Genomic DNA, 18,644 nt, shown 5'->3' with positions numbered 1-18,644 from the left:
GCAAATTTGATTTATGTGCGCCAAATTATCTAAGTTTATCAACCAAAGCAAACCTGGTAAAACAGTGATAAAAAAACTACTACTACTCGCCCTGTACGTGGCCGCATTCTCGGCCTGTAAAAAAGACGGGCAATCCATGGAGCCATTGTCGGCTAAAGATGATGCCGCTTTCCAAAAATATGAAGAGCGTTTCCTCGACGATTACTGGAAAGAGAACCCCCAGGCTGCCACCGCTGCGGGCTACCATAAATACGACAGCCTGCTTACGATACCGAGCGACGACAGCCGTAAAAAAGCCATCAAATTCTCTAAAGTACAGATGGATTCGCTGAGCCGTTTTGAGGTGGGCACGCTGTCTGATGCCAACAAAATCGACCACCGCATGATGCAGAACGAAATGGAAGGTATGCAGTGGAAGCTAGAGCAATTGCGAGAGTACCAGTGGAACCCGGCATCGTACAACGTGATCGGCAGCTTTGCGGTTATGCTTACCGAGAATTACGCTCCACTTGAAAAACGCCTGCGCAGCTTTTACCAGCGCATGAGTTTTGTGCCCGCCTATTATAAAGAGGCTCAAAAACAGTTAAAGAACCCGGTGCAGGAACTTACAGAGCTGGCCATTGACCAAAACCTGAACGGCCTCAGTGTGATAGATAAGGATTTTGCCGACTCGCTGAAGAAGACAAGGATACCAGATGCCGAGCAGCGGCAGATGTTAGACAGGGCCCGCATCGCCACAGATGCCATTAAAGCCTACGCCGCCTTTTTAAAGGCCATGAAGAACGATAAGCCGCGCAGCTTCCGCCTGGGCAAGGAGTATTACGAAAACAAATTCAAATACGATATACAGGCAGAGGGTACTGCCCAGCAAACTTATAATGCGGCCATGGAGCGCAAAAAGATGCTGCACCGGGAAATGGCCAAAATAAGCAAGACGCTTTGGCCAAAATACTTCGGCACCAAACCCATGCCTGCCGATTCGTTAGATATGATAGGGCAGATGATAGATACCCTATCGGCCAAACACGTTGCGCCCGATGATTTTCAAACGGCTATTCAGGAGCAGTTGCCTAAGCTTACCGCCTTCATCAAAGCCAAGGACCTGCTCCCGCTGGACCCAACCAAACCTTTGGTGGTGCGTAAGGAGCCGGGCTATATGGCCGGGGTTGCAGGCGCATCCGTTACTTCGCCGGGGCCTTATGATAAAACGGGCAATACCTATTATAACGTTGGCAGCCTTGCCGGTTGGGCGCCTGCCCGCGCCGAAAGCTACCTGCGCGAATACAACGATTATATTTTGCAGATACTGAACATACATGAAGCTATCCCGGGGCATTACACGCAGCAGGTGTACGCCAATCAATCGCCAAGCATGGTTAAATCGGTATTTGGTAACGGTGCAATGATAGAAGGCTGGGCAGTTTATACCGAACAGATGATGCTGGATGCCGGTTATGGTGATAACGCGCCTGAGATGCGACTGATGTGGTATAAATGGAACCTGCGCTCGGTTTGCAACGCTATATTAGATTACAGCGTGCATGCAAGCAACATGACTAAAGAGCAAGCCATCAAAATGCTCACCCACGAAGCCTTTCAGCAACAGGCCGAGGCCGATGGCAAGTGGAAGCGCGTTAGCGTAAGCAGCGTGCAGCTCACTAGCTATTACACTGGCTACAAAGAAATCACCGAACTGCAGCAAGCCTGGAAAAAGAAGCAGGGCGATAAGTACCGCTTAAAAGAATTCAACGAGAAATTCCTGAGCTATGGCAGCGCGCCTATCAAACTGATAAAAGAGGCCATGTTTGCCGTACCTAAGATTGATACACAGCCGGGAACAGGGGGGTAGCGGATGTGCAGATTTCAGATGTGCAGATATGCAGATGTGAAAATGCGCAAATTTCAGATTTCAAATGTGCGGATGGAGCTCGGAACTTCGGATGCGGACTATACTGATGCTTAGAGTGGCCCCATGGGGGTCAAATGGTAGCAAGGTAAATTAAAACGATATTTGTGCCGTAGGTACAAAACCTCGCCGTGTGGCATATCTGCGGAAAATATTTACGTGATTAATATTGATTATTAAATAGTCTCAACCATGAGCGATATTGATAGGAGCGATGCAGCCCATTGGATATGGGGCTTCATATATCACAACCCAGATGACCCGAAATTTTTTGTGCCAAAACGCTTCGGCCTCGGCTATACCTTCAACTTTGCAGATAGGCGCACCTGGATACTGCTGGGAGCTATTATTGCCATCGCTATAGTGGTAAAGGTGATGAGCCACAAGGCAGCTAAGGGGTAGGGGCTATTATAGTAAGCCTGCAAATGCGTCCTTGCTATTCAAGAACTCCGTTTTCAGGGGGCGGGGTGGCTTTCGCGGTTAGCCTCGCCACAAACATCGTATCTGCTTTGCGTTCGTAACCTTTAAGTACCTGCATTTCTTCCAGCTGTAGGCCAAGTTGTTTTACCATAAAATCTACGGCATCTTCGTTCTCGGCTTTAAAGGCCGAGCAGGTGATATAGATGATGGGTTTGCCGGCTTTCAGGTGCTTCGCTACATTGGGGATGATGCTTTGCTGCAGGCGTTTGAAAAAGTCGGCTTTGTGTATTTCAAACTGGCTTATCATCTCGGGCGTGCGGCCCCAGGTACCGCTGCCGCTGCAGGGCGCATCTAAAATAATCCCGTCGAATTCGTATTGGTATAAAAGCTGCTCGTTATTCTCGGTAAGATCCAGCAGCTTCTTTTGATACTTGCGCAGGCCCGCCAGTTGGAAACGCTCATCCAGGTTGGCCAGGATAGATTCGCGGATGTCTGATACCACCAGTTTTATATCCGGTTGCAGGCTATGTAGCAGTAAGGATTTCCCGCCCGATGCGGCGCAGGCATCCCACCAACTGTCCCATTTCTGAGGCCTGAAGTAATTGGCCGTTTGCTGCGAGGAGTAATCCTGCACCTCGTACCAGTGCTGTTTCTGGAAGATAGTTTCCAGCCGGGTGCCGTTGGGCAAGCTCAGGCAATTGTTCCCCTCGTCCTTGAATACTACTCCGGCCCTTACCAGTTCGGCTTTAACAGCTGCCTCCATGCCTTTGGCCATGCGGATATACAGGTCGGGCTGCACGAAGAATGATTTCAGGAATGCATCTTTATCAATGCCTGCTGATAGCTGTGCGCTCCAGGGGAACACAGCTTCCAGCTTAAAATCGGGATGGGCAGTTTTTACGATGTTGATTTTTTCGTCGATACCGAAACCTACGCAGGCCGCCCATTCGGGCTTAAAGTGCTGCAAAAAGGAATTGGTTTGCGTATTGCACAAAAACTCGGCAACCATCAGCCTGTCTTCAGTAGGGGCGTTAAATAATGCCTTGCCCAGGCGGAAGTAATTATATATGAGGCGGCCAGCCACCTTGCGGTCGGTGCTGCCCATTTGCTTGTTTTGTCGGTAAAAGCCTGGTAAGAACTTGCCTAAAGGCGTATCTGCCGGGTAATCGCCCAGGATGCGTTGAAAAGTCTTCAGCTGGTTTATGGCTTTCATTGCACGGGTTTAAGTTCAAAATCCTGGTAACGCAGGATGTCGACATGCGTGTTTACCCAGCCCTGCCCGGGTTTCTTCTCAAAATGAAAGCTGTTGTGCAGCCCGGTAAAGTCGTTCTGTTCTACGCGACGGTAGCTGTCATCTTCGCGCGCCAGCAGCTGCGCGAAGTAAAGCCCTTCATCGAAGCCTTTTATGGCAAAATCGGTAGGGTCGGTATGGTATGCCTTGCGGTAAATGCGTATAAACGCATTTACATCGGGCGATTTATAATCTATCTTATCCGTGCTGGTGATATGCGTCTTCAACCGTTGCAGCAGGTTAGCCTTCAGAAAGGCGAATTTCTCCCAATTAGGATGGCCAAAAAGCGTAACCGGGAATTTCCTTGATAAAGTATCTAAGGATTTCAATGTCACCATTAAAAAGGCCTGCTGCGTAGAGGAGACTAAAAAAACATTCTCTACCTTATTGTTCAATTGTGCCACCAGCGGGGTAAGGTTACCCCGCACCACGGTGAAGGGTACCACCTGTATCTTACGCTTGCTTAAACTATCGATGGTGCGTTTAAAGGGACCGTTGTAAAGCTTTTCGTCGCTGAAGCCCGAGTTGAGGATGAACACCTTTTTGGGCCTAAGCTTGTTTACGATGTAGGTGGCCGCGCCTTTGGCATGGTACTCCAGCGGCGGGGTCATGGTAACGATATTCTGGTTATTGAACAGGGTAGGCGAGGCAGGCGACAGCGGCGACACGATAGGCTTACGCGAATAATTGAACATCGACGCAAAAAGCCGTATATCCTCAGGGAAGATGGGGCCCACAATAAGGTCGCCGTTTTTTATCTGCGGGTTTTGCGCCAGGCTGTGTATAGCGGCATCGTCTTTACTATCAAAAACCTGCAATTTGAAGTTGGCACCAAGGCCGGCGACCGAATCCAGCGCCAATTTAAAGCCCTGGTAATACTCTGCCGACATATTAGCTTTACTCAAATCTCCCGAACTGTAGCTTTGGCCCGGGGCAAGCTTATCAAGCCCCAAAGGCAAAATGAGCGATACCACCGAGAATTTAGGCTCGGGCGGCTTAATGGGCGGTGGTATCGGCTTTTCGGGCTTTACTACGGGCGCTGTTGGTACGGGTTTGGCAGCAACGGGTACAGTACGCACTTTAGGCGAGCATGCGCCCACCACCAATGCTAATACAAGTATGAACCACTTATTCCCACTCAATGGTAGCAGGCGGTTTCGAACTGATGTCATATACTACCCGGTTAATTCCTTTTACGTTGTTGATGATCTCGTTGGAGATTTTGGCCAGCAGGTTATACGGTAAGTGGCACCAATCGGCCGTCATCCCGTCTAACGATTCTACCGCGCGGAGGCAAATTACGTTCTCGTAAGTGCGCTCATCGCCCATAACACCTACCGATTGTACCGGTAAATAAATGGCGCCTGCCTGCCAAACCTTATCGTAAACACCGGCACTGCGCAAATTGTTGATATAAATCGCATCGGCCTGTTGTAAAATATCAACTTTCTCAGGCGTGATGTCGCCTAATATCCTGATAGCCAGTCCCGGACCCGGGAAAGGATGGCGGCCAAGAATATTCGGGTCGATGCCTAAAGCGGCACCTACGCGGCGCACTTCGTCTTTAAACAAGGTGTTCAAAGGCTCAACAACCTTCAGTTTCATAAAATCGGGCAGGCCGCCAACGTTATGGTGCGATTTGATGGTAGCCGATGGCCCCTTAACCGAAACCGACTCGATAACGTCCGGGTAAATAGTACCCTGGCCCAGCCAGCTTACACCTTGCACCTCGTGCGCGGCATCATCAAACACCTCGATGAACACGCGGCCGATCGCTTTGCGTTTCTTTTCCGGGTCGGTAAGGCCGGCCAGTGCATCGTAAAAACGTTGCTTGGCATCTATGCCTTTTATGTTGAGGCCCATGTGCTGATACGAATCCAAAACGGATTGGTATTCGTCCTTACGCAACAGGCCGTTATCTACAAATATACAATGCAGGTTTGCGCCGATAGCCTGGTGCAGCAATACCGCCGCAACCGACGAATCCACGCCGCCTGATAAGCCTAATACTACTTTATCATTGCCAAGCTTCGCTTTCAGTTCGGCAATGGTGGTCTCGATGAACGAATCGGGTGTCCAGTCCTGGGCGCAACCGCAGATATCAACCAAAAAGTTCTGCAGCAATTGCTTGCCGTCGATACTGTGCGTAACCTCCGGGTGGAACTGTATGCCGTACGTTTGGGTACCGGTTACCTGGTAAGCAGCAACCTTTACGCTATCGGTACTGGCAATAATCTCAAAGTCGCTACCGATGGTAGCAATGGTATCGGCATGTGACATCCACACCTGCGAATCCTTAGGTACATCTTTAAACAGCGGGTTGCCTTGTTTAATATAGTCCAAATTGGCACGGCCATATTCCCTTGTGCTGGAGGCCAAAACCTCGCCGCCATGGAAATGGGCAATGTATTGTGCACCGTAGCAAACGCCCAAAATAGGCAGGGTGGTATGGTGTTTTACGAAATCGAAATGGGGTGCATCTTCCTGGCGCACAGAATATGGACTGCCCGAAAGGATGATACCTTTTACATTTTCGTCTATTTCAGGAACTTTGTTGAAGGGGTGAATCTCGCAGTAGATGTTGAGTTCCCTGACACGGCGCGCGATAAGCTGGGTAAACTGCGAACCGAAGTCAAGAATGAGGATTTTTTCTTGCATGGGCAAAGATAGGGAATTGATTTGAGATGTGAGAAACGAGATTTGAGAAATGAGAGGATTTCGGATGTTCGATTTCGGATTTTTTATTGACTTCTGATTTCTTTTTGAGGGTCAGTAGATAAGCTTCGGGCGAAAGCGGGTAGAACGCGGTGGGCAGTGAGCGGGAAAAGGCATAGGGAATTTTTGCTGAAGCGTGGGACAAGAGCGGCGAAGCAAGGAGCAAATTTTCCCAGCCTGTGAGTTCTGCCCGATTTGCAGGGTAAAGGCTGGTGCGGCAAAGAAGCCTTTCTGCTGAAAGCACTTTTGCTACTTTTGGTGCAGCAAAAGTAGTAGCCCCTGCGGCAATGAGCAGCCGATGACTTTATTGAGATTAGATGCTTATAATGGAATTTGTGGCGTGAGAATTTGTGGCGATGCCTCCGGCCCGGGCTTTCCGTTCCAACTCCTCATTCCGCGCCGCTGATAGAAGCGACGCTGCATTCCGGGGTTTCCACTGCAATCCCTATCGCTTGCAGGCTGGTGGGTTGGGTGCTGCGGGACACAGCAACCAGGGTGTGTGTAGGTTTAATTACGAAATTGGCACTTATTATCCCGGCGTTCCTCAAAAATGTAGCGGCAGACTGTTCGGATTCGTTTGCTTTGCTGGTTGCAAGCTGAATTGCGGTAATTTGCTCTTCGATACTTTTATTGGTCATAAAAATTCCTATTTCAGTATAAAATTGTTGTCAATTGCAATGAACGATTTTCCGGCATTAAAAGTCACCGATGTTCCGTTCCCACTCATCTCTCATCTTCTTTTGAATAACTAAAGCGTCGTCTAAGAAAGGCATAATCCCATTATACTTTTTTGCGTTAAATCCACTTTTAGGTTTACCTTCAGAGAGGGTTTTCTTTATTTTCACTATATCAGTTTCCTCTGGTTGGCCTTTTGATAATAATGCCATCGACATGATTTTTGTTATTCAAATTTAACAAAAAACGGTCTTTAAATAAGTGTCCGGTTTTACAAATTATCAGATATAGCTAACTTAGCCAATCACTGGGTTATGAGATTAGCAAATTCAAACGATGTGCCTGCTTTGCAGCAACTGATAGCGCTTTCCGTACGTGGATTAAGCCGTGGCTATTATACCGATGCGCAGATAGAAAGCGCCATCAAATACATCTTCGGCGTGGATAGCCAGTTGCTGGTGGATGGCACTTATTACCTCACGGAAGCCGATGGCGTGATAACCGGCTGCGGCGGCTGGAGCAAACGCAACACCCTCTACGGCGGCGACCAGCACAAAGCCATAGAAGACCCTTTGCTTGACCCTGCTAAAGATGCCGCCCGCATCCGTGCCTTCTTCGTACACCCCGATTATGCCCGGCAGGGGATAGGCCGCCGACTGATTGACACCTGTGAAGCGGCTGCACATGCCAACGGTTTTAATACAATGGAGCTTGGCGCTACCCTGCCCGGCGTGCCTCTTTACGAGGCCTTAGGCTATACTGCTGTTGAGCGCATTGATGCGCCGCTGCCTGATGGCGAGGTACTGGGGATTGTAAGGATGAGGAAGGTGTTGACGCTAATATAACGTTGTCAGATTTGTCAACTTTTTAAAAGTTGACAAATCTAAATAACACTACCATCATTGCCGTTGACTTAAGTCAACGGCAATGATGGTGTTATAGGCCGTATGATGTTTTACTGGTTTAATCACCCATCCCCACCGGTACCGAATGCAGGGCAACCCTGTTGCCTTCGCTATCGATGAACACGGCCATAAAACCATACTCTGGCGATATTTCTGTTTTGGGTACGATGATTTTGCCGCCTGCGGCTTCTATCTTATCCAAAGTGATCTGCACATCGGGGTTGGCGTTTAGGTAAACTACCGGGCCGCTCTCTGCCGACGGCTTGTAAAAATCGCCGCTTTTGCAGATGGCGCCGCCGACATTCTCCATGGGGTTTTCTATAGGGAACATCCGCATCTCGAAGCCGGGCATTTCCATCGGGATCATCTCGATATCGAAGATGGTTTCGTAAAATTTTTGGGCGCGGCTGATATCTGCTGCAGGTATCTCGAACCAGCTAATGGCGTTTTTGAATATCATGGTTTGTTTAGTTTTGGTGGAATAAATGTAACGGATAATTGCCGGATAATCCAAAGGTTTTTCAGTTCGCAGTGGGCAGTTAAAATTATTTCTGAACTCGACTTTTAGGGGAATTGACCGAATTCTCAGAATGATACCGAGAGCTATACTTGGTTACCCTCCCCGCGCTTCTGTATATTCCATAAATTCCTTAAAATTCGAGTTCAGACATCCTCACCACCTAAAAACTCAAGCCAATCCGTATTGCGTTATCCACCTTGCCACCCTGGTTAAAGGCCATGCCGTACATCAGCCTGATGCCGGTGTTGGTCTGCAGGCCGAAACCCAGTTCGGTGTAATGCTTTAGGGTTGGCGTGTACAGGTAATTCACATCAACAATCTCTTGTAGTTTCAGCTTGCGGATGAGCGGTATTTTATTGGTGATGAAGCCCGAGAAGTTGTGTTCCAGGTGGCCCTCCAGGTATTTGTCGCCGGTGCTGTAGCGATAATAATCCAGCAACAGGAAGTGGTTGATGCCCGAACTGTAAAATAGCACCTGGTTGCCCGAGAAGTGCTTATAATCGGTATAAAACAGGCTATTGGCGTTGAAGAATTTGCCTGCTCCTACGTAAAAGCTGGTTTTGCCATAAAAGCCAAGGGGGATATCTGTTTTGGAGATGTCGGCCGATAATAGCGAATAATCCACATCGGAACCTAACACATCTTTGATGCCTTTGGTTACCGTAAAGCCGATGGTAGGGTATTTAGACGGCAGGTAACGGCGGCCATTGGGGTAGGTTTCGTACTTGTTGCTGAAATCGTAACTGGTGCGCAGGCTCAGCTTGAACGATTGATTCTGCGGGAATAACGGCGCGTCAACCGTTGGGTTTAGCGGGTTGTTGGAGGTAAATTCATTCCCTTTAGGGTGGAACAGGCTGTAATTTGCCGTATTGGGCAGCCATTTCCGGTCTGCCCACTCTACCGTGCCGCTAGCCAGCCAGCCGCCGCTGATGCGGGTAGAGAGGCTTGCCGAGGCAAACTTTTTCTGGTACAGTTTTTCGAAGTTTTCTCGGTTGAGCAGGGTGTAGGCGGTGTTCATGAAACGGGTGATGGGCTCGCGATTGTTCATATCCACTACGTCGGCACCTCCGGCAACATTTAGCGTAAAAGGCCCTGCAGGTAAGGTTACGCCACCGCTCCCATAAAATAGTTTATTGCCGAAACCGTACCCGGCCCTGCCATAAACCGAAAAGTATTTGTTGTTTACGCTATCGATCTGTTTGGTGAACGAGCCGCCATAATCCAGCGCGAAACCCTGTACTGTATTATAAAACACCGAGCCTAATACCGAATTGAGGTTGTAGTACTCGTGCTGGTAACGGTTGCGGTGCTGATAGCCGCTTAGCAGCAGTTTATCCAGGCTTACTTTGTTGTTCTCGCGGTCCAACGAATCCAGATAGGGTTTCGATTCGCGCTTGGCGGCTAAAACAGCTTTGCGGGTGTAATCTATCTTCTCTTCGTTGGTGAGCGGGATGGGGCGTTGCTGGTCCCAAAAGGCCGAATCTTTTTTGTTTACGCCTTTGGTAATGCGCAGTACCTCGGCAAATTGCTTCCTGTCCAGCTTGGGGGCGATATCGTAATCCTTGTATATCGATATAAAATACCCGCCAATGCGGAAGCCGAACAAGCCGCCCGTAAACTCGAATTTGATAGAAGCCGGCATCCAAACGTTGCTGGTCACCGGCACGAATTGCTGGTTTACGGTAAGCGTATCTACGAAGTTGATATTGGATTTTTTGGTGATGGAGAGGCCGAGGCTCTGCAAGCGCCAGCTATCTTCCAGTATGTAAATGTACCCACTGAAGCATGGGTCGTGATCGCGGCGTGGGGTAACTTTTATTTTGTTGATGGTTTCGCCATTCTCTATCGAGATGCCCATCCACTGGTATTTGTAGTAGAACAGTGCATTATCGGCAATGGGCGATACCAGTGGGCGGTTGCTCAAACCCTCCCAAACCTGGGTGTTTTCGTAGAAATTCACCCTAAGGTCCGATGCGCGGTTGTAGCTGAACGCCTTATTACTGCCCGATACCTTGGACGAAATCAATTCCTCGTGCACATTATCCGGCCGCATAAAACTGAGTTTGGATTGCGACTCCGAAAGGTAGATAATCCCCGTGCGGTTGCTATCCAGCCCCGCCTCGCGGGTGGCCTTCTGCACATCGAACATCAGGAACTTTTTTGGGGCTGCCAGCAGCTTTTGCAGGCCTTTGATGTACACTTCGCAGGTATAAGCGTTTACGGCATTTAAGTAGCCCTTGCGTTTTTTGATCGCCTTGCGGATGATGGCGTAAGCCGGGTCCTCCGCTCCGGAGCGTATGGTGATCTCCTTTATCTGGTAGTCCTCGTTCTTTAGCTTAATGCTGATGCTCTGGTTGGCTTTTAAATCCAGCGTGCGGCTTTCCTGGCGATAGCCCATGGCCCTGAACTGCAGCTCGTAGGTGCCGGCTTTAAGATTGATGCTGTATTCGCCCTCGCTGTTTGCCGATGTGCCCTTGGTGGTGTTCTTAACGTAGACGGTTGCAAAGGGGATGGGCTTGCCGTCATCAGCCGTAATTTTGCCACTGAGGGTGACATCCTGAGCGGATAATTTAAGCGTAAATAGGGCTATTAAAGCAAGGAGTAGGGTTTGTTTCATCAGGCGCGGTAAATGTTTTGCTAAGATGTAGCTTATCTGTTAAACATTTTAGACGCGCTTTGTTAATTATTGTTAAAGCAGAAGGACATATTTAAGTTTTAAGTTAAATATGCCCTTTAATGTATTCTTTTCGCTACCGCGAGATTGGCGATAGCGTATCTCGTGGTTTGCATAGAGAAAGCTTCCAGCTTTCGTCAGCTGAAAGCTGACCTTGTGCCAGCCACGAGTTGGAAACTCGCGGCAGCCTGGCCCATGGCTATGATATCTTACTTCAATATCTCCTCAATCTTTTCCAGTTCTTCTGCCGAAAATTCGATGTTATCCAATGCCTTCAAAGAATCTGCAAGTTGCGCGGGTTTGCTGGCGCCGATGAGTACCGAGGTTACTCGGCTGTCTTTCAGCAGCCAGGCCAGTGCCATCTGGGCCAGGGTTTGGCCGCGTTGCAGGGCCAGCTCATTAAGTTGTTTTATTTTGGCTATCACTTCATCAGTTACCGAACTGGTTTGCAAAAAGCCGGTAGATTTTGCCGCGCGCGAATCTTCGGGGATGCCGTGCAGGTATTTATTGGTAAGTAGGCCCTGCGCCAATGGCGAGAACGGTATGCAGCCCACGCCCTCCTTGCCCAACACATCTAACAAGCCCTCTTCTGCATCGCGAACGAACATGGAGTATTTGGGCTGATGGATAAGGCATGGCGTACCCAGCTGTTTCAGTATGGCTATCGCTTTAGCTGCCTCTTCGGCGTTGTAGTTGGAGATACCGGCGTAAAGCGCCTTGCCCTGGCGAACGATCAGGTCCAATGCCGACATGGTTTCTTCCAGCGGGGTATCAGGATCCGGGCGGTGGTGATAAAATATGTCTACATAATCAAGCCCCATGCGTTTCAGGCTTTGGTCCAGGCTGCTTACGAGGTATTTTTTGGAGCCCCATTCGCCGTAAGGGCCCTCCCACATGTGGTAGCCGGCTTTGGTGGAGATGATCATCTCGTCGCGGTAGCCGGCGAAATCTTCTTTCAAAATCTTTCCGAAGTTGGTTTCGGCCGAGCCGGGGGGCGGGCCGTAATTGTTGGCCAGGTCTAAGTGGGTGATGCCGCTATCGAAAGCGAGGTGCAGTATCTGGCGGAAATTCTCCATCACATCTACATGCCCGAAATTGTGCCAAAGGCCGAGAGAAATTGCGGGTAGTTTGATGCCACTGTTTCCGCAGCGGCGGTATTGCATTTTATCGTAACGTTGCGGTGAGGGTTGGTACGTCATGGTATTTAGTTTATGGGACTAAGGTAGGGGATTTTGTCTTGTCTGAACTCGAATTAAACGAATTTTTAGAATGGGCAGAATTGATTTGCCAATCCAGGTATCACTGGCTTGTAATTCGATAAATTCATTAAATTCATTTAATTCGAGTTCAGACACCCTTACGGCATCGCCACAATATTATTTACCAGCATCTGTTCTTTTGCCCAATCCCTTAACAAAGCCAGGAAGGGCAGCAGATCGGTGCCGGTTGGCGTAAGCGTGTATTCTACCCGCGGGGGCACTTCTACATAAACCTTGCGAGTGATTAGCCCATCCTCTTCCAGTTCGCGCAGGGTTTGGGTGAGCATTTTTGGGGTAATGCCGGTTACGGTGCGGCGCAGTTCGCCGTAGCGTTGGGTGCCCGCCCGTAGCCGCCATAAAATCCGCCCCTTATATTTCCCGCCTATGCGCTGAAAAGCATAATCGATGCTGCATTTTGGTGGCTTGTTCCGGCTTTTTTCTTCCATATCCAAAATTATTTGCCTGATATACAGATGCGTTCCTTTTTGGTGCGCAGGCTACTTTTTTGTGCCTACTTGATGCCCGCCATCCACAAATATAACTTTGGTTTATGAAAACACCATTAGTTTTAGCGTTTTTGCTGAGCAGTTGCCTGGCAGTCGCACAAAAAAAGGATGCTAAGTCAGCCGAAATAAACCTTGTTGGCACCTACCGGCTTAAGATGGTTGATAACATCATGGCCGATAGCAGCCGCGTGCACTTGTATGGCGATAACCCCAAAGGTATTTTGATGATGGATGCCGCCGGCAACTACGCCATGGAAATATACAGCGGCGAGGGCCGCCCCGCATTTACCGCCAACGATAAAGGCAAAGGTACCGACGAAGAATACCGTGCCGCCGTGCGGGGCAGCAATGTTCATTTTGGCAAGTATAGCATCGACCCGGCAACGCAAACCATCGTTTATAATATTATCGCAGCAAGTTATCCCAACTGGGAAAATACGCAGCGCAAAAGCCGTTTTAAATTCGACGGAAAATTATTGAGTTATATTGTGCCAACGCCAACCACGGGGAATGCGGTTAGGGGAGAAGTGGTTTGGGAGAAAATGTAAAAGTGTTGAATTGTACGCATGCCCACCCCTTAAGGACTGCCTCAATCTGTACAACGGCAGCAAATGAACTTTGTAAGTTATTTAGATGTGTTTGCCCGGATAATTACTAATTAAGTTTGCTTTAGGCGCAAATCTTCATTAAAATTGACCGTGGCTTACCCGTTTAAGAAACCGTAAAATGATAACATCTGTCAAACAACAATTAAAACAAATAATAGAATCTTCCGGAATAGAGACTGCCGAATACCGCAGCGCAAAAATGATGTATATCAACGGTAACTGCCAGGTTTTAAGCCGCTCGGCAAATGGTTTCGAAGTTTTGGTTGATGATGAAGATGGCGAAGGCATCGAACTCCGCATTACAGCGCAGGAGGATGAAACCCTCCAATATTTAATTAATGGCAAACCCGCCGCGTGGGATAGTTATGGTGTTGCTGCATTAATGCAAGTTGACGAAGAACTGGAGAAAACGAATCCAAAGCCGATACCCGAAGGTAAAGCATACACCCGCGAAGGTATGGTGAAGCGGGTATTGAACGAGCGCCGGGCCAAAGCTTTAAAGGCTAAATACACCATTGTTTTTGCCGATAATATTTATGGCGAGCATTTGCTTACCACCGAGAAAGGCGTCCGCTACAAGATAACGCTCCGCGATTTTAAAAACGAAACGGGATACATTGATAACCCCGACCTGAAATCGAATAAATTAGGCGTTACCAAACACCTGATGTTTGCTTTTGCCGCACTAAAAGCAGATACCCGGCTTTATAAAAAGCTGAGTAAGGTTTACCCTTTTGTTGAAATTTACCTCGATCCGCTGAACAGCTACCGTATTACCTGGCACTATCCGCACCAGTTGAAGCCTGCTGTAGCGCAGCTTATCGATACGCATTTTAAAGGTAAAACCTGTATAGAGGAACACGCTACCGGCGATTTTTTAAATTTTATAGTGAGTGCGCGCGAATTCCCCCACATCATTGTCCGCCCCGAGGTGGACGAAAAAGTGAAACGGCACTGGGATAAGGAAATGCTCGCACTGGCACAAAACGAAGGCCGGTTGGATTTCTCGCTTATGAAAACCGCCCTTTTCCCATACCAGGAGGAGGGTGTAGCCTTTGCTACCTTTAAAGAAGGCGCCATTATTGCCGATGAAATGGGTTTGGGTAAAACCATACAAGCCATTGCTACCGCCGTAATGAAAAAGAAACTTTTTGGCTTTACCCGCACGCTGATTATTTGCCCGGCTTCGCTAAAGGAACAATGGAAACAAGAAATTGAAAAGTTTTGTAATGAGGAAGCCGTGATTGCCGACGGCCCGCCGGAGCAGCGTTTTGCCGTTTATCGCGATAGCAAGGCTTATTTCGTTATTGTGAATTACGAAACGGTGCTGCGCGACTGGCGGGAAATGAACCGTATGGAAACCGATTTCATCATTTTAGATGAGGCGCAAAAAATAAAAAACTTCGCCACCATAACTTCGCAAAGTATTAAGCTGCTCGAGAAAAAACATGCCCTGGTTATTACCGGTACGCCGATAGAAAACCGGCTGATCGATCTTTATTCCATTGTGCAATTTATAGATCCGCAATACCTGGCTCCTTTATGGGAATTTTCGTACCAGTATTGTTATTTTGATGAAACTAAAGCCGATAAGATAACCGGTTATTACAACCTGCAGCAACTGAACGAACGCCTGAAACCCATACTGCTGCGGCGGGAAAAAAGAAAGGTGATAAAGGAGTTGCCAAAAGTAACGGAGATAACCGTGCCGGTAGATATGCACCCGGAACAGGCCATGCATCATGCCAATTACGCAAAGGGGATAGCATCTATATTGCGAAAAAAATTCATTTCGCCGTTCGACCTGCAAAAGTTGATGCTACTGATGAGCAATATGCGCATGGTTTGCGATTCTACTTTTTTGGTAGATAAAGAATCCTATATATCGCCTAAGCTTTACGAGCTGAAGCATATCCTGATGGAAAAATTAGATCTGCCAAATAATAATAAAAAGGTCATCATTTTTTCGGAATGGGTTACCATGTTAAACCTTATCGGCAAAATGCTGCACGAGTGCGGCATCGGTTTCTCTCAGCTAAGCGGGCAGGTGGCTATCCGTAACAGGGATAAACTGGTGAAAAAATTTGAAAGCGAAGACGAATGCCAGGTATTTCTTTCAACCGAAGCCGGTGGTGCCGGGCTAAACCTGCAAGTGGCAGATACGGTGATTAATTTCGAAGTGCCCTGGAACCCGGCAAAGAAAAACCAGCGGATAGGCCGGATAGACAGGCTTGGGCAGCTTAGCAAACACTTAACGGTTATTAACCTCATTACCAAAAACTCTATCGAAATAAAAATCGCATCGGGCCTAACGCTTAAGCAAAATCTGTTCGATGGAGTGCTGAACACTGATAATGGCATAGATGAGGTGGATTTTTCTGCATCCGGCAAGTCTCAGTTTTTGAAGGAAATGGAAAGCGTTATAGAGGGCTTTATGGCTGCACCGCCAGAGAACTTTGTGCCTGATGAGACCGAAACGATACCTGAAACCATTGATGCCATTATTGCTGACGAAGGCGGCCCGCAATTTCAAATAGCAGATGAAGTAACCGAAACAGCGCCGCCGTTGCAGTTGGCGCAGCAGGAACAAATGGAAACCATGGCGAAGGTGATGAACCAGGGGATGGACTTTTTATCGGGTATGTTTAAAATGGCAACAGGTAAGGACCTGGGTTTTGAAGGCAAGAAAATGGAAATAGACAAAGAAACCGGCGAATTTGTAATGCGTTTTAAGGTGCCCGGATTTTAGGTGGCCAGCGGCTGGTTGTGCCCCGTAGGTGGTAATTTCACGCAAAGCAACTAAGACGCAAAGGATTTCAAACTTTTTGCTTTGCGAGATAAAAGATCTTAACTTAATCATATTGCCCTAAGGGGGCATTTAAGGCAGAAAGGGCCTGATTCTATACCGCTTCTGCCACCACAAAAGTACTCCCGCCCACAAAAACCAAATCCTTATCGCCTGCGGAAGATTGCGCGGCGTTGAGGGCATCCTTTACCGAGGGGTAAGCCTCGCCATGTAAACCCAGGCTTCCGGCTTTTTCCTTTAAGCTTTCGGCTTCAAGCCCCCGGGGTATATCGGGCTTGCAGAAGTAGTAAATAGCTTGTTTGGGCAGCATAGCCAGCACCTTGCTGATGTCTTTATCATTTACCATCCCTATCACGAAGTGCAATTTTTCGTAGCTCACCGCCGAGATATTCTTCAATACTTCCTGTATGCCTTCGGGATTGTGGCCGGTATCGCAAATGGTGAGCGGTGCGGTGCTCAGCACTTCCCAGCGGCCATGCAGGCCGGTAAGGGCTTTTACCTGTTTCAGGGCTGTGGACAGATGTTCGTCGGTGATTGCAAAACCTTGTTCGCGCAGCTCCTCTACTGCAGATAGTACTGTTTTGAGATTTTTAAGCTGATAGAGGCCGGGTAAATCCAATTGCAGGGACAGTACCGGCTCTTCAGAAAACGCGAAAGTAGGCAGCACTTGTTTTTGCACCTCTACGGATAACAGGTTAAGGTTTGTACTTTGCGACACTATATCCCAGTTTTCGGATGCGAATTCTATCGGGCTGCCCTCTTTTTTTGCCTTGTTCAAAAACACCTCCGATACTTCGGGCTGATGCTCGCCTATTACCACGGGTACGCCCGGTTTAATGATGCCCGCCTTTTCGCCGGCAATCAGTTCCAGCGTATCACCCAGCATATTCATATGGTCCCAGCCGATGTTGGTGATGACCGATAGCAGCGGGGTTATTACATTGGTAGAATCGAGCCTCCCCCCAAGACCAACCTCAACCACGGCTATATCTACCTGCTCATTTGCGAATACCTCGAAAGCCAACGCCACCGTCATCTCGAAGAACGAGGGCTCTATCTTCTCGAAATCCTTTTGATGATTAGCCACGAAATCCACCACCGTTTGCTCGCTTATCATTTCACCATTAATGCGGATGCGCTCACGGAAATCTTTCAAATGCGGCGAGGTGTAAAGCGCTGTTTTATAGCCTGCTATTTGCAAAATAGCCGCCAGCATGTGCGAGGTAGAGCCCTTGCCGTTGGTGCCGCCAACATGTATGCTCCTGAATTTATGCTGCGGGTTATCCAGCTTTGCACAAAGCGCAAGCGTATTGGTCAAATCCGTTTTAAAGGCGGACGCGCCAACCCTTGTAAACATAGGTAACTGAGTGTAGAGGTAATCGAGGGTTTGTTTGTAGTTCATGGTTGATGGTTCATAGGTCATGGACGAACCATATCCTATTACAGCAAAGGTAGTATCGGGAGAGGAGAATGAAAACTTGGCGGGGATATTTTACTATGAGCTATGATTAATGAACCATCCATCAACTAAACTCAGTTCACTTTGAAAACAAAGGTCATGGTGCCGGGTTGCGAGTCGGGCGCGGTATCTGAGGAGTTGAACTTTGAATTCATCAGCGCCTCTTCGCATTTCTGCAGCAGGGCAGCGTCGGTTATGGTAGTGCCGCGTGCGCCTGCGTTGGCATACACTACGTATCCGTTTTTATCTACGCGTATATCTACAACCACTTTGCCGCTGTGGCGTTTATCATCCACAATTTTTGGGTACGATACAAAGGCGCGCTGGGTAAGGTTAAGGTTGCCGCCATTACCGCTGCCTGTGCCGTTATAGTTGTTGGTGAGTGTAGTTCCTGTGGTTTTGCCCTGGTTACCCGGCGTACTGCCTGTGCCATCGCCCTCGCCGGTGCCGTTATTGGTTTTGCCTTTGTATAAGGCATTCTGGTTTACCGTTGGCTGTTTAACGGGCTTGGTGGTGGGTTGGGTAGCCACCGTTTTACTTGGCGATTTGCTGTTTGCTACCACCTCGGGCGCATCCTCATTGCTTTGGGTAACTACGTTCTTATCGCTGTTGTCTACCTGCGGCTTATCTTCAGTAGGCTGGGTCGGGGTTACTTTATCGGGCTTGGTTTGATTGGCTTTATCGGCAACAGAGGGTTCTTCAATGCTCATGTAGTCGCTGCCCATCCCTTCATCCACCGTGCCGTAATTTACCAGTATGCCGCCTGTGCCGTCCTCATCCTTTGGCGGGTTCTTAAACACGATAAAATAGCACAGGGCAATTACCATAGCCAGTATAATGCCTGTTGCAGCAAATGCTTTCGGATAATTATTTTCTTCCCTGTATTCCATGTTTTTAGTT

At 48.4% G+C, this 18,644-nt stretch carries 17 protein-coding genes; 5 read left to right on the top strand and 12 right to left on the bottom strand.

Going from position 1 to position 18,644, the window contains the following annotated elements:
* Positions 1–13 precede the first annotated feature (13 nt).
* Positions 14–1,849 carry a DUF885 domain-containing protein gene (locus AC1DYT_RS22165; protein WP_477471700.1) on the top strand — a complete coding sequence of 612 codons (1,836 nt, stop codon included), beginning with the start codon at positions 14–16 and terminating at the stop codon, positions 1,847–1,849.
* Between the two features lie 249 nt (positions 1,850–2,098).
* Entirely contained in the window at positions 2,099–2,308 is a 210-nt protein-coding gene (locus AC1DYT_RS22160; protein WP_477471699.1) for a DUF5808 domain-containing protein, read from the top strand.
* Positions 2,309–2,342: 34 nt separating this feature from the next.
* Here AC1DYT_RS22160 and AC1DYT_RS22155 read toward each other — a convergent pair whose 3' ends face one another.
* From AC1DYT_RS22155 to AC1DYT_RS22130, 6 genes are all read right to left on the bottom strand, one after another.
* Entirely contained in the window at positions 2,343–3,539 is a 1,197-nt protein-coding gene (locus AC1DYT_RS22155; RefSeq protein WP_477471698.1) for an RsmB/NOP family class I SAM-dependent RNA methyltransferase, read from the bottom strand.
* A complete protein-coding gene (locus AC1DYT_RS22150; RefSeq protein ID WP_477471697.1) occupies positions 3,536–4,789 on the bottom strand; it encodes an ABC transporter substrate-binding protein in 1,254 nt (417 codons plus the stop codon). The genes AC1DYT_RS22155 and AC1DYT_RS22150 overlap by 4 nt, the downstream gene beginning before the upstream one ends.
* On the bottom strand, positions 4,746–6,275 hold the full coding sequence (gene guaA / locus AC1DYT_RS22145) for a glutamine-hydrolyzing GMP synthase (RefSeq protein ID WP_477471696.1): 1,530 nt from the start codon (positions 6,273–6,275) through the stop codon (positions 4,746–4,748). The genes AC1DYT_RS22150 and guaA overlap by 44 nt, the downstream gene beginning before the upstream one ends.
* On the bottom strand, positions 6,250–6,576 hold the full coding sequence (locus AC1DYT_RS22140) for a hypothetical protein (protein WP_477471695.1): 327 nt from the start codon (positions 6,574–6,576) through the stop codon (positions 6,250–6,252). Before AC1DYT_RS22140 ends, guaA begins: the two co-directional genes overlap by 26 nt.
* Positions 6,577–6,721: 145 nt before the next feature.
* Entirely contained in the window at positions 6,722–6,970 is a 249-nt protein-coding gene (locus AC1DYT_RS22135; RefSeq protein WP_477471694.1) for a hypothetical protein, read from the bottom strand.
* Between the two features lie 57 nt (positions 6,971–7,027).
* The gene (locus tag AC1DYT_RS22130; RefSeq protein ID WP_477471693.1) at positions 7,028–7,219 is read right to left on the bottom strand and encodes a hypothetical protein; all 192 of its coding nucleotides are present in this window, start codon (positions 7,217–7,219) and stop codon (positions 7,028–7,030) included.
* Between the two features lie 102 nt (positions 7,220–7,321).
* Here AC1DYT_RS22130 and AC1DYT_RS22125 point away from each other — a divergent pair, with 102 nt between their 5' ends.
* Positions 7,322–7,852 carry a GNAT family N-acetyltransferase gene (locus AC1DYT_RS22125; RefSeq protein ID WP_477471692.1) on the top strand — a complete coding sequence of 177 codons (531 nt, stop codon included), beginning with the start codon at positions 7,322–7,324 and terminating at the stop codon, positions 7,850–7,852.
* A gap of 118 nt (positions 7,853–7,970) precedes the next feature.
* Here the strand turns inward: AC1DYT_RS22125 and AC1DYT_RS22120 are convergent, their stop codons facing one another.
* From AC1DYT_RS22120 to AC1DYT_RS22105, 4 genes are all read right to left on the bottom strand, one after another.
* Positions 7,971–8,372 (bottom strand): VOC family protein, encoded by a 402-nt coding sequence (locus AC1DYT_RS22120; protein ID WP_477471691.1) that lies wholly within the window; start codon positions 8,370–8,372, stop codon positions 7,971–7,973.
* A gap of 220 nt (positions 8,373–8,592) precedes the next feature.
* Positions 8,593–11,049 carry a DUF5686 and carboxypeptidase regulatory-like domain-containing protein gene (locus tag AC1DYT_RS22115; RefSeq protein ID WP_477471690.1) on the bottom strand — a complete coding sequence of 819 codons (2,457 nt, stop codon included), beginning with the start codon at positions 11,047–11,049 and terminating at the stop codon, positions 8,593–8,595.
* 266 nt (positions 11,050–11,315) lie between these two features.
* Complete coding sequence (mgrA, locus tag AC1DYT_RS22110; protein ID WP_477471689.1) at positions 11,316–12,305, bottom strand: L-glyceraldehyde 3-phosphate reductase; 990 nt, start codon at positions 12,303–12,305, stop codon at positions 11,316–11,318.
* Positions 12,306–12,463: 158 nt separating this feature from the next.
* Complete coding sequence (locus tag AC1DYT_RS22105) at positions 12,464–12,811, bottom strand: winged helix-turn-helix transcriptional regulator (RefSeq protein WP_477471688.1); 348 nt, start codon at positions 12,809–12,811, stop codon at positions 12,464–12,466.
* A gap of 104 nt (positions 12,812–12,915) precedes the next feature.
* On the opposite strand from AC1DYT_RS22105, the gene AC1DYT_RS22100 reads away from it, so the two are divergent.
* A complete protein-coding gene (locus AC1DYT_RS22100; protein WP_477471687.1) occupies positions 12,916–13,419 on the top strand; it encodes a lipocalin-like domain-containing protein in 504 nt (167 codons plus the stop codon).
* A gap of 178 nt (positions 13,420–13,597) precedes the next feature.
* The gene (locus tag AC1DYT_RS22095) at positions 13,598–16,228 is read left to right on the top strand and encodes a DEAD/DEAH box helicase (protein ID WP_477471686.1); all 2,631 of its coding nucleotides are present in this window, start codon (positions 13,598–13,600) and stop codon (positions 16,226–16,228) included.
* 151 nt (positions 16,229–16,379) lie between these two features.
* Here the strand turns inward: AC1DYT_RS22095 and AC1DYT_RS22090 are convergent, their stop codons facing one another.
* Positions 16,380–17,687, bottom strand: a complete 1,308-nt coding sequence (locus tag AC1DYT_RS22090; protein ID WP_477471685.1) for a bifunctional folylpolyglutamate synthase/dihydrofolate synthase — start codon at positions 17,685–17,687, stop codon at positions 16,380–16,382.
* Positions 17,688–17,818: 131 nt separating this feature from the next.
* Positions 17,819–18,634 (bottom strand): energy transducer TonB, encoded by an 816-nt coding sequence (locus AC1DYT_RS22085; protein ID WP_477471684.1) that lies wholly within the window; start codon positions 18,632–18,634, stop codon positions 17,819–17,821.
* Positions 18,635–18,644 lie beyond the last annotated feature (10 nt).

The sequence above is a fragment of the Mucilaginibacter sp. P1_D10 genome, from assembly GCF_056406215.1.
Note: the sequence above shows the minus strand (reverse complement) of the source record. Positions and strands in the feature narration are given on the sequence as shown.

Coding starts and splice junctions, on each gene's coding strand:
- AC1DYT_RS22165 (WP_477471700.1), top strand. CDS start 14: ATGTGCGCCAAATTATCTAAGTTTATCAACCAAAGCAAACCTGGTAAA.
- AC1DYT_RS22095 (WP_477471686.1), top strand. CDS start 13,598: ATGATAACATCTGTCAAACAACAATTAAAACAAATAATAGAATCTTCC.
- AC1DYT_RS22160 (WP_477471699.1), top strand. CDS start 2,099: ATGAGCGATATTGATAGGAGCGATGCAGCCCATTGGATATGGGGCTTC.
- AC1DYT_RS22155 (WP_477471698.1), bottom strand. CDS start 3,539: ATGAAAGCCATAAACCAGCTGAAGACTTTTCAACGCATCCTGGGCGAT.
- mgrA (WP_477471689.1), bottom strand. CDS start 12,305: ATGACGTACCAACCCTCACCGCAACGTTACGATAAAATGCAATACCGC.
- AC1DYT_RS22105 (WP_477471688.1), bottom strand. CDS start 12,811: ATGGAAGAAAAAAGCCGGAACAAGCCACCAAAATGCAGCATCGATTAT.
- AC1DYT_RS22150 (WP_477471697.1), bottom strand. CDS start 4,789: ATGACATCAGTTCGAAACCGCCTGCTACCATTGAGTGGGAATAAGTGG.
- guaA (WP_477471696.1), bottom strand. CDS start 6,275: ATGCAAGAAAAAATCCTCATTCTTGACTTCGGTTCGCAGTTTACCCAG.
- AC1DYT_RS22115 (WP_477471690.1), bottom strand. CDS start 11,049: ATGAAACAAACCCTACTCCTTGCTTTAATAGCCCTATTTACGCTTAAA.
- AC1DYT_RS22135 (WP_477471694.1), bottom strand. CDS start 6,970: ATGACCAATAAAAGTATCGAAGAGCAAATTACCGCAATTCAGCTTGCA.
- AC1DYT_RS22120 (WP_477471691.1), bottom strand. CDS start 8,372: ATGATATTCAAAAACGCCATTAGCTGGTTCGAGATACCTGCAGCAGAT.
- AC1DYT_RS22085 (WP_477471684.1), bottom strand. CDS start 18,634: ATGGAATACAGGGAAGAAAATAATTATCCGAAAGCATTTGCTGCAACA.
- AC1DYT_RS22100 (WP_477471687.1), top strand. CDS start 12,916: ATGAAAACACCATTAGTTTTAGCGTTTTTGCTGAGCAGTTGCCTGGCA.
- AC1DYT_RS22090 (WP_477471685.1), bottom strand. CDS start 17,687: ATGAACTACAAACAAACCCTCGATTACCTCTACACTCAGTTACCTATG.
- AC1DYT_RS22130 (WP_477471693.1), bottom strand. CDS start 7,219: ATGGCATTATTATCAAAAGGCCAACCAGAGGAAACTGATATAGTGAAA.
- AC1DYT_RS22125 (WP_477471692.1), top strand. CDS start 7,322: ATGAGATTAGCAAATTCAAACGATGTGCCTGCTTTGCAGCAACTGATA.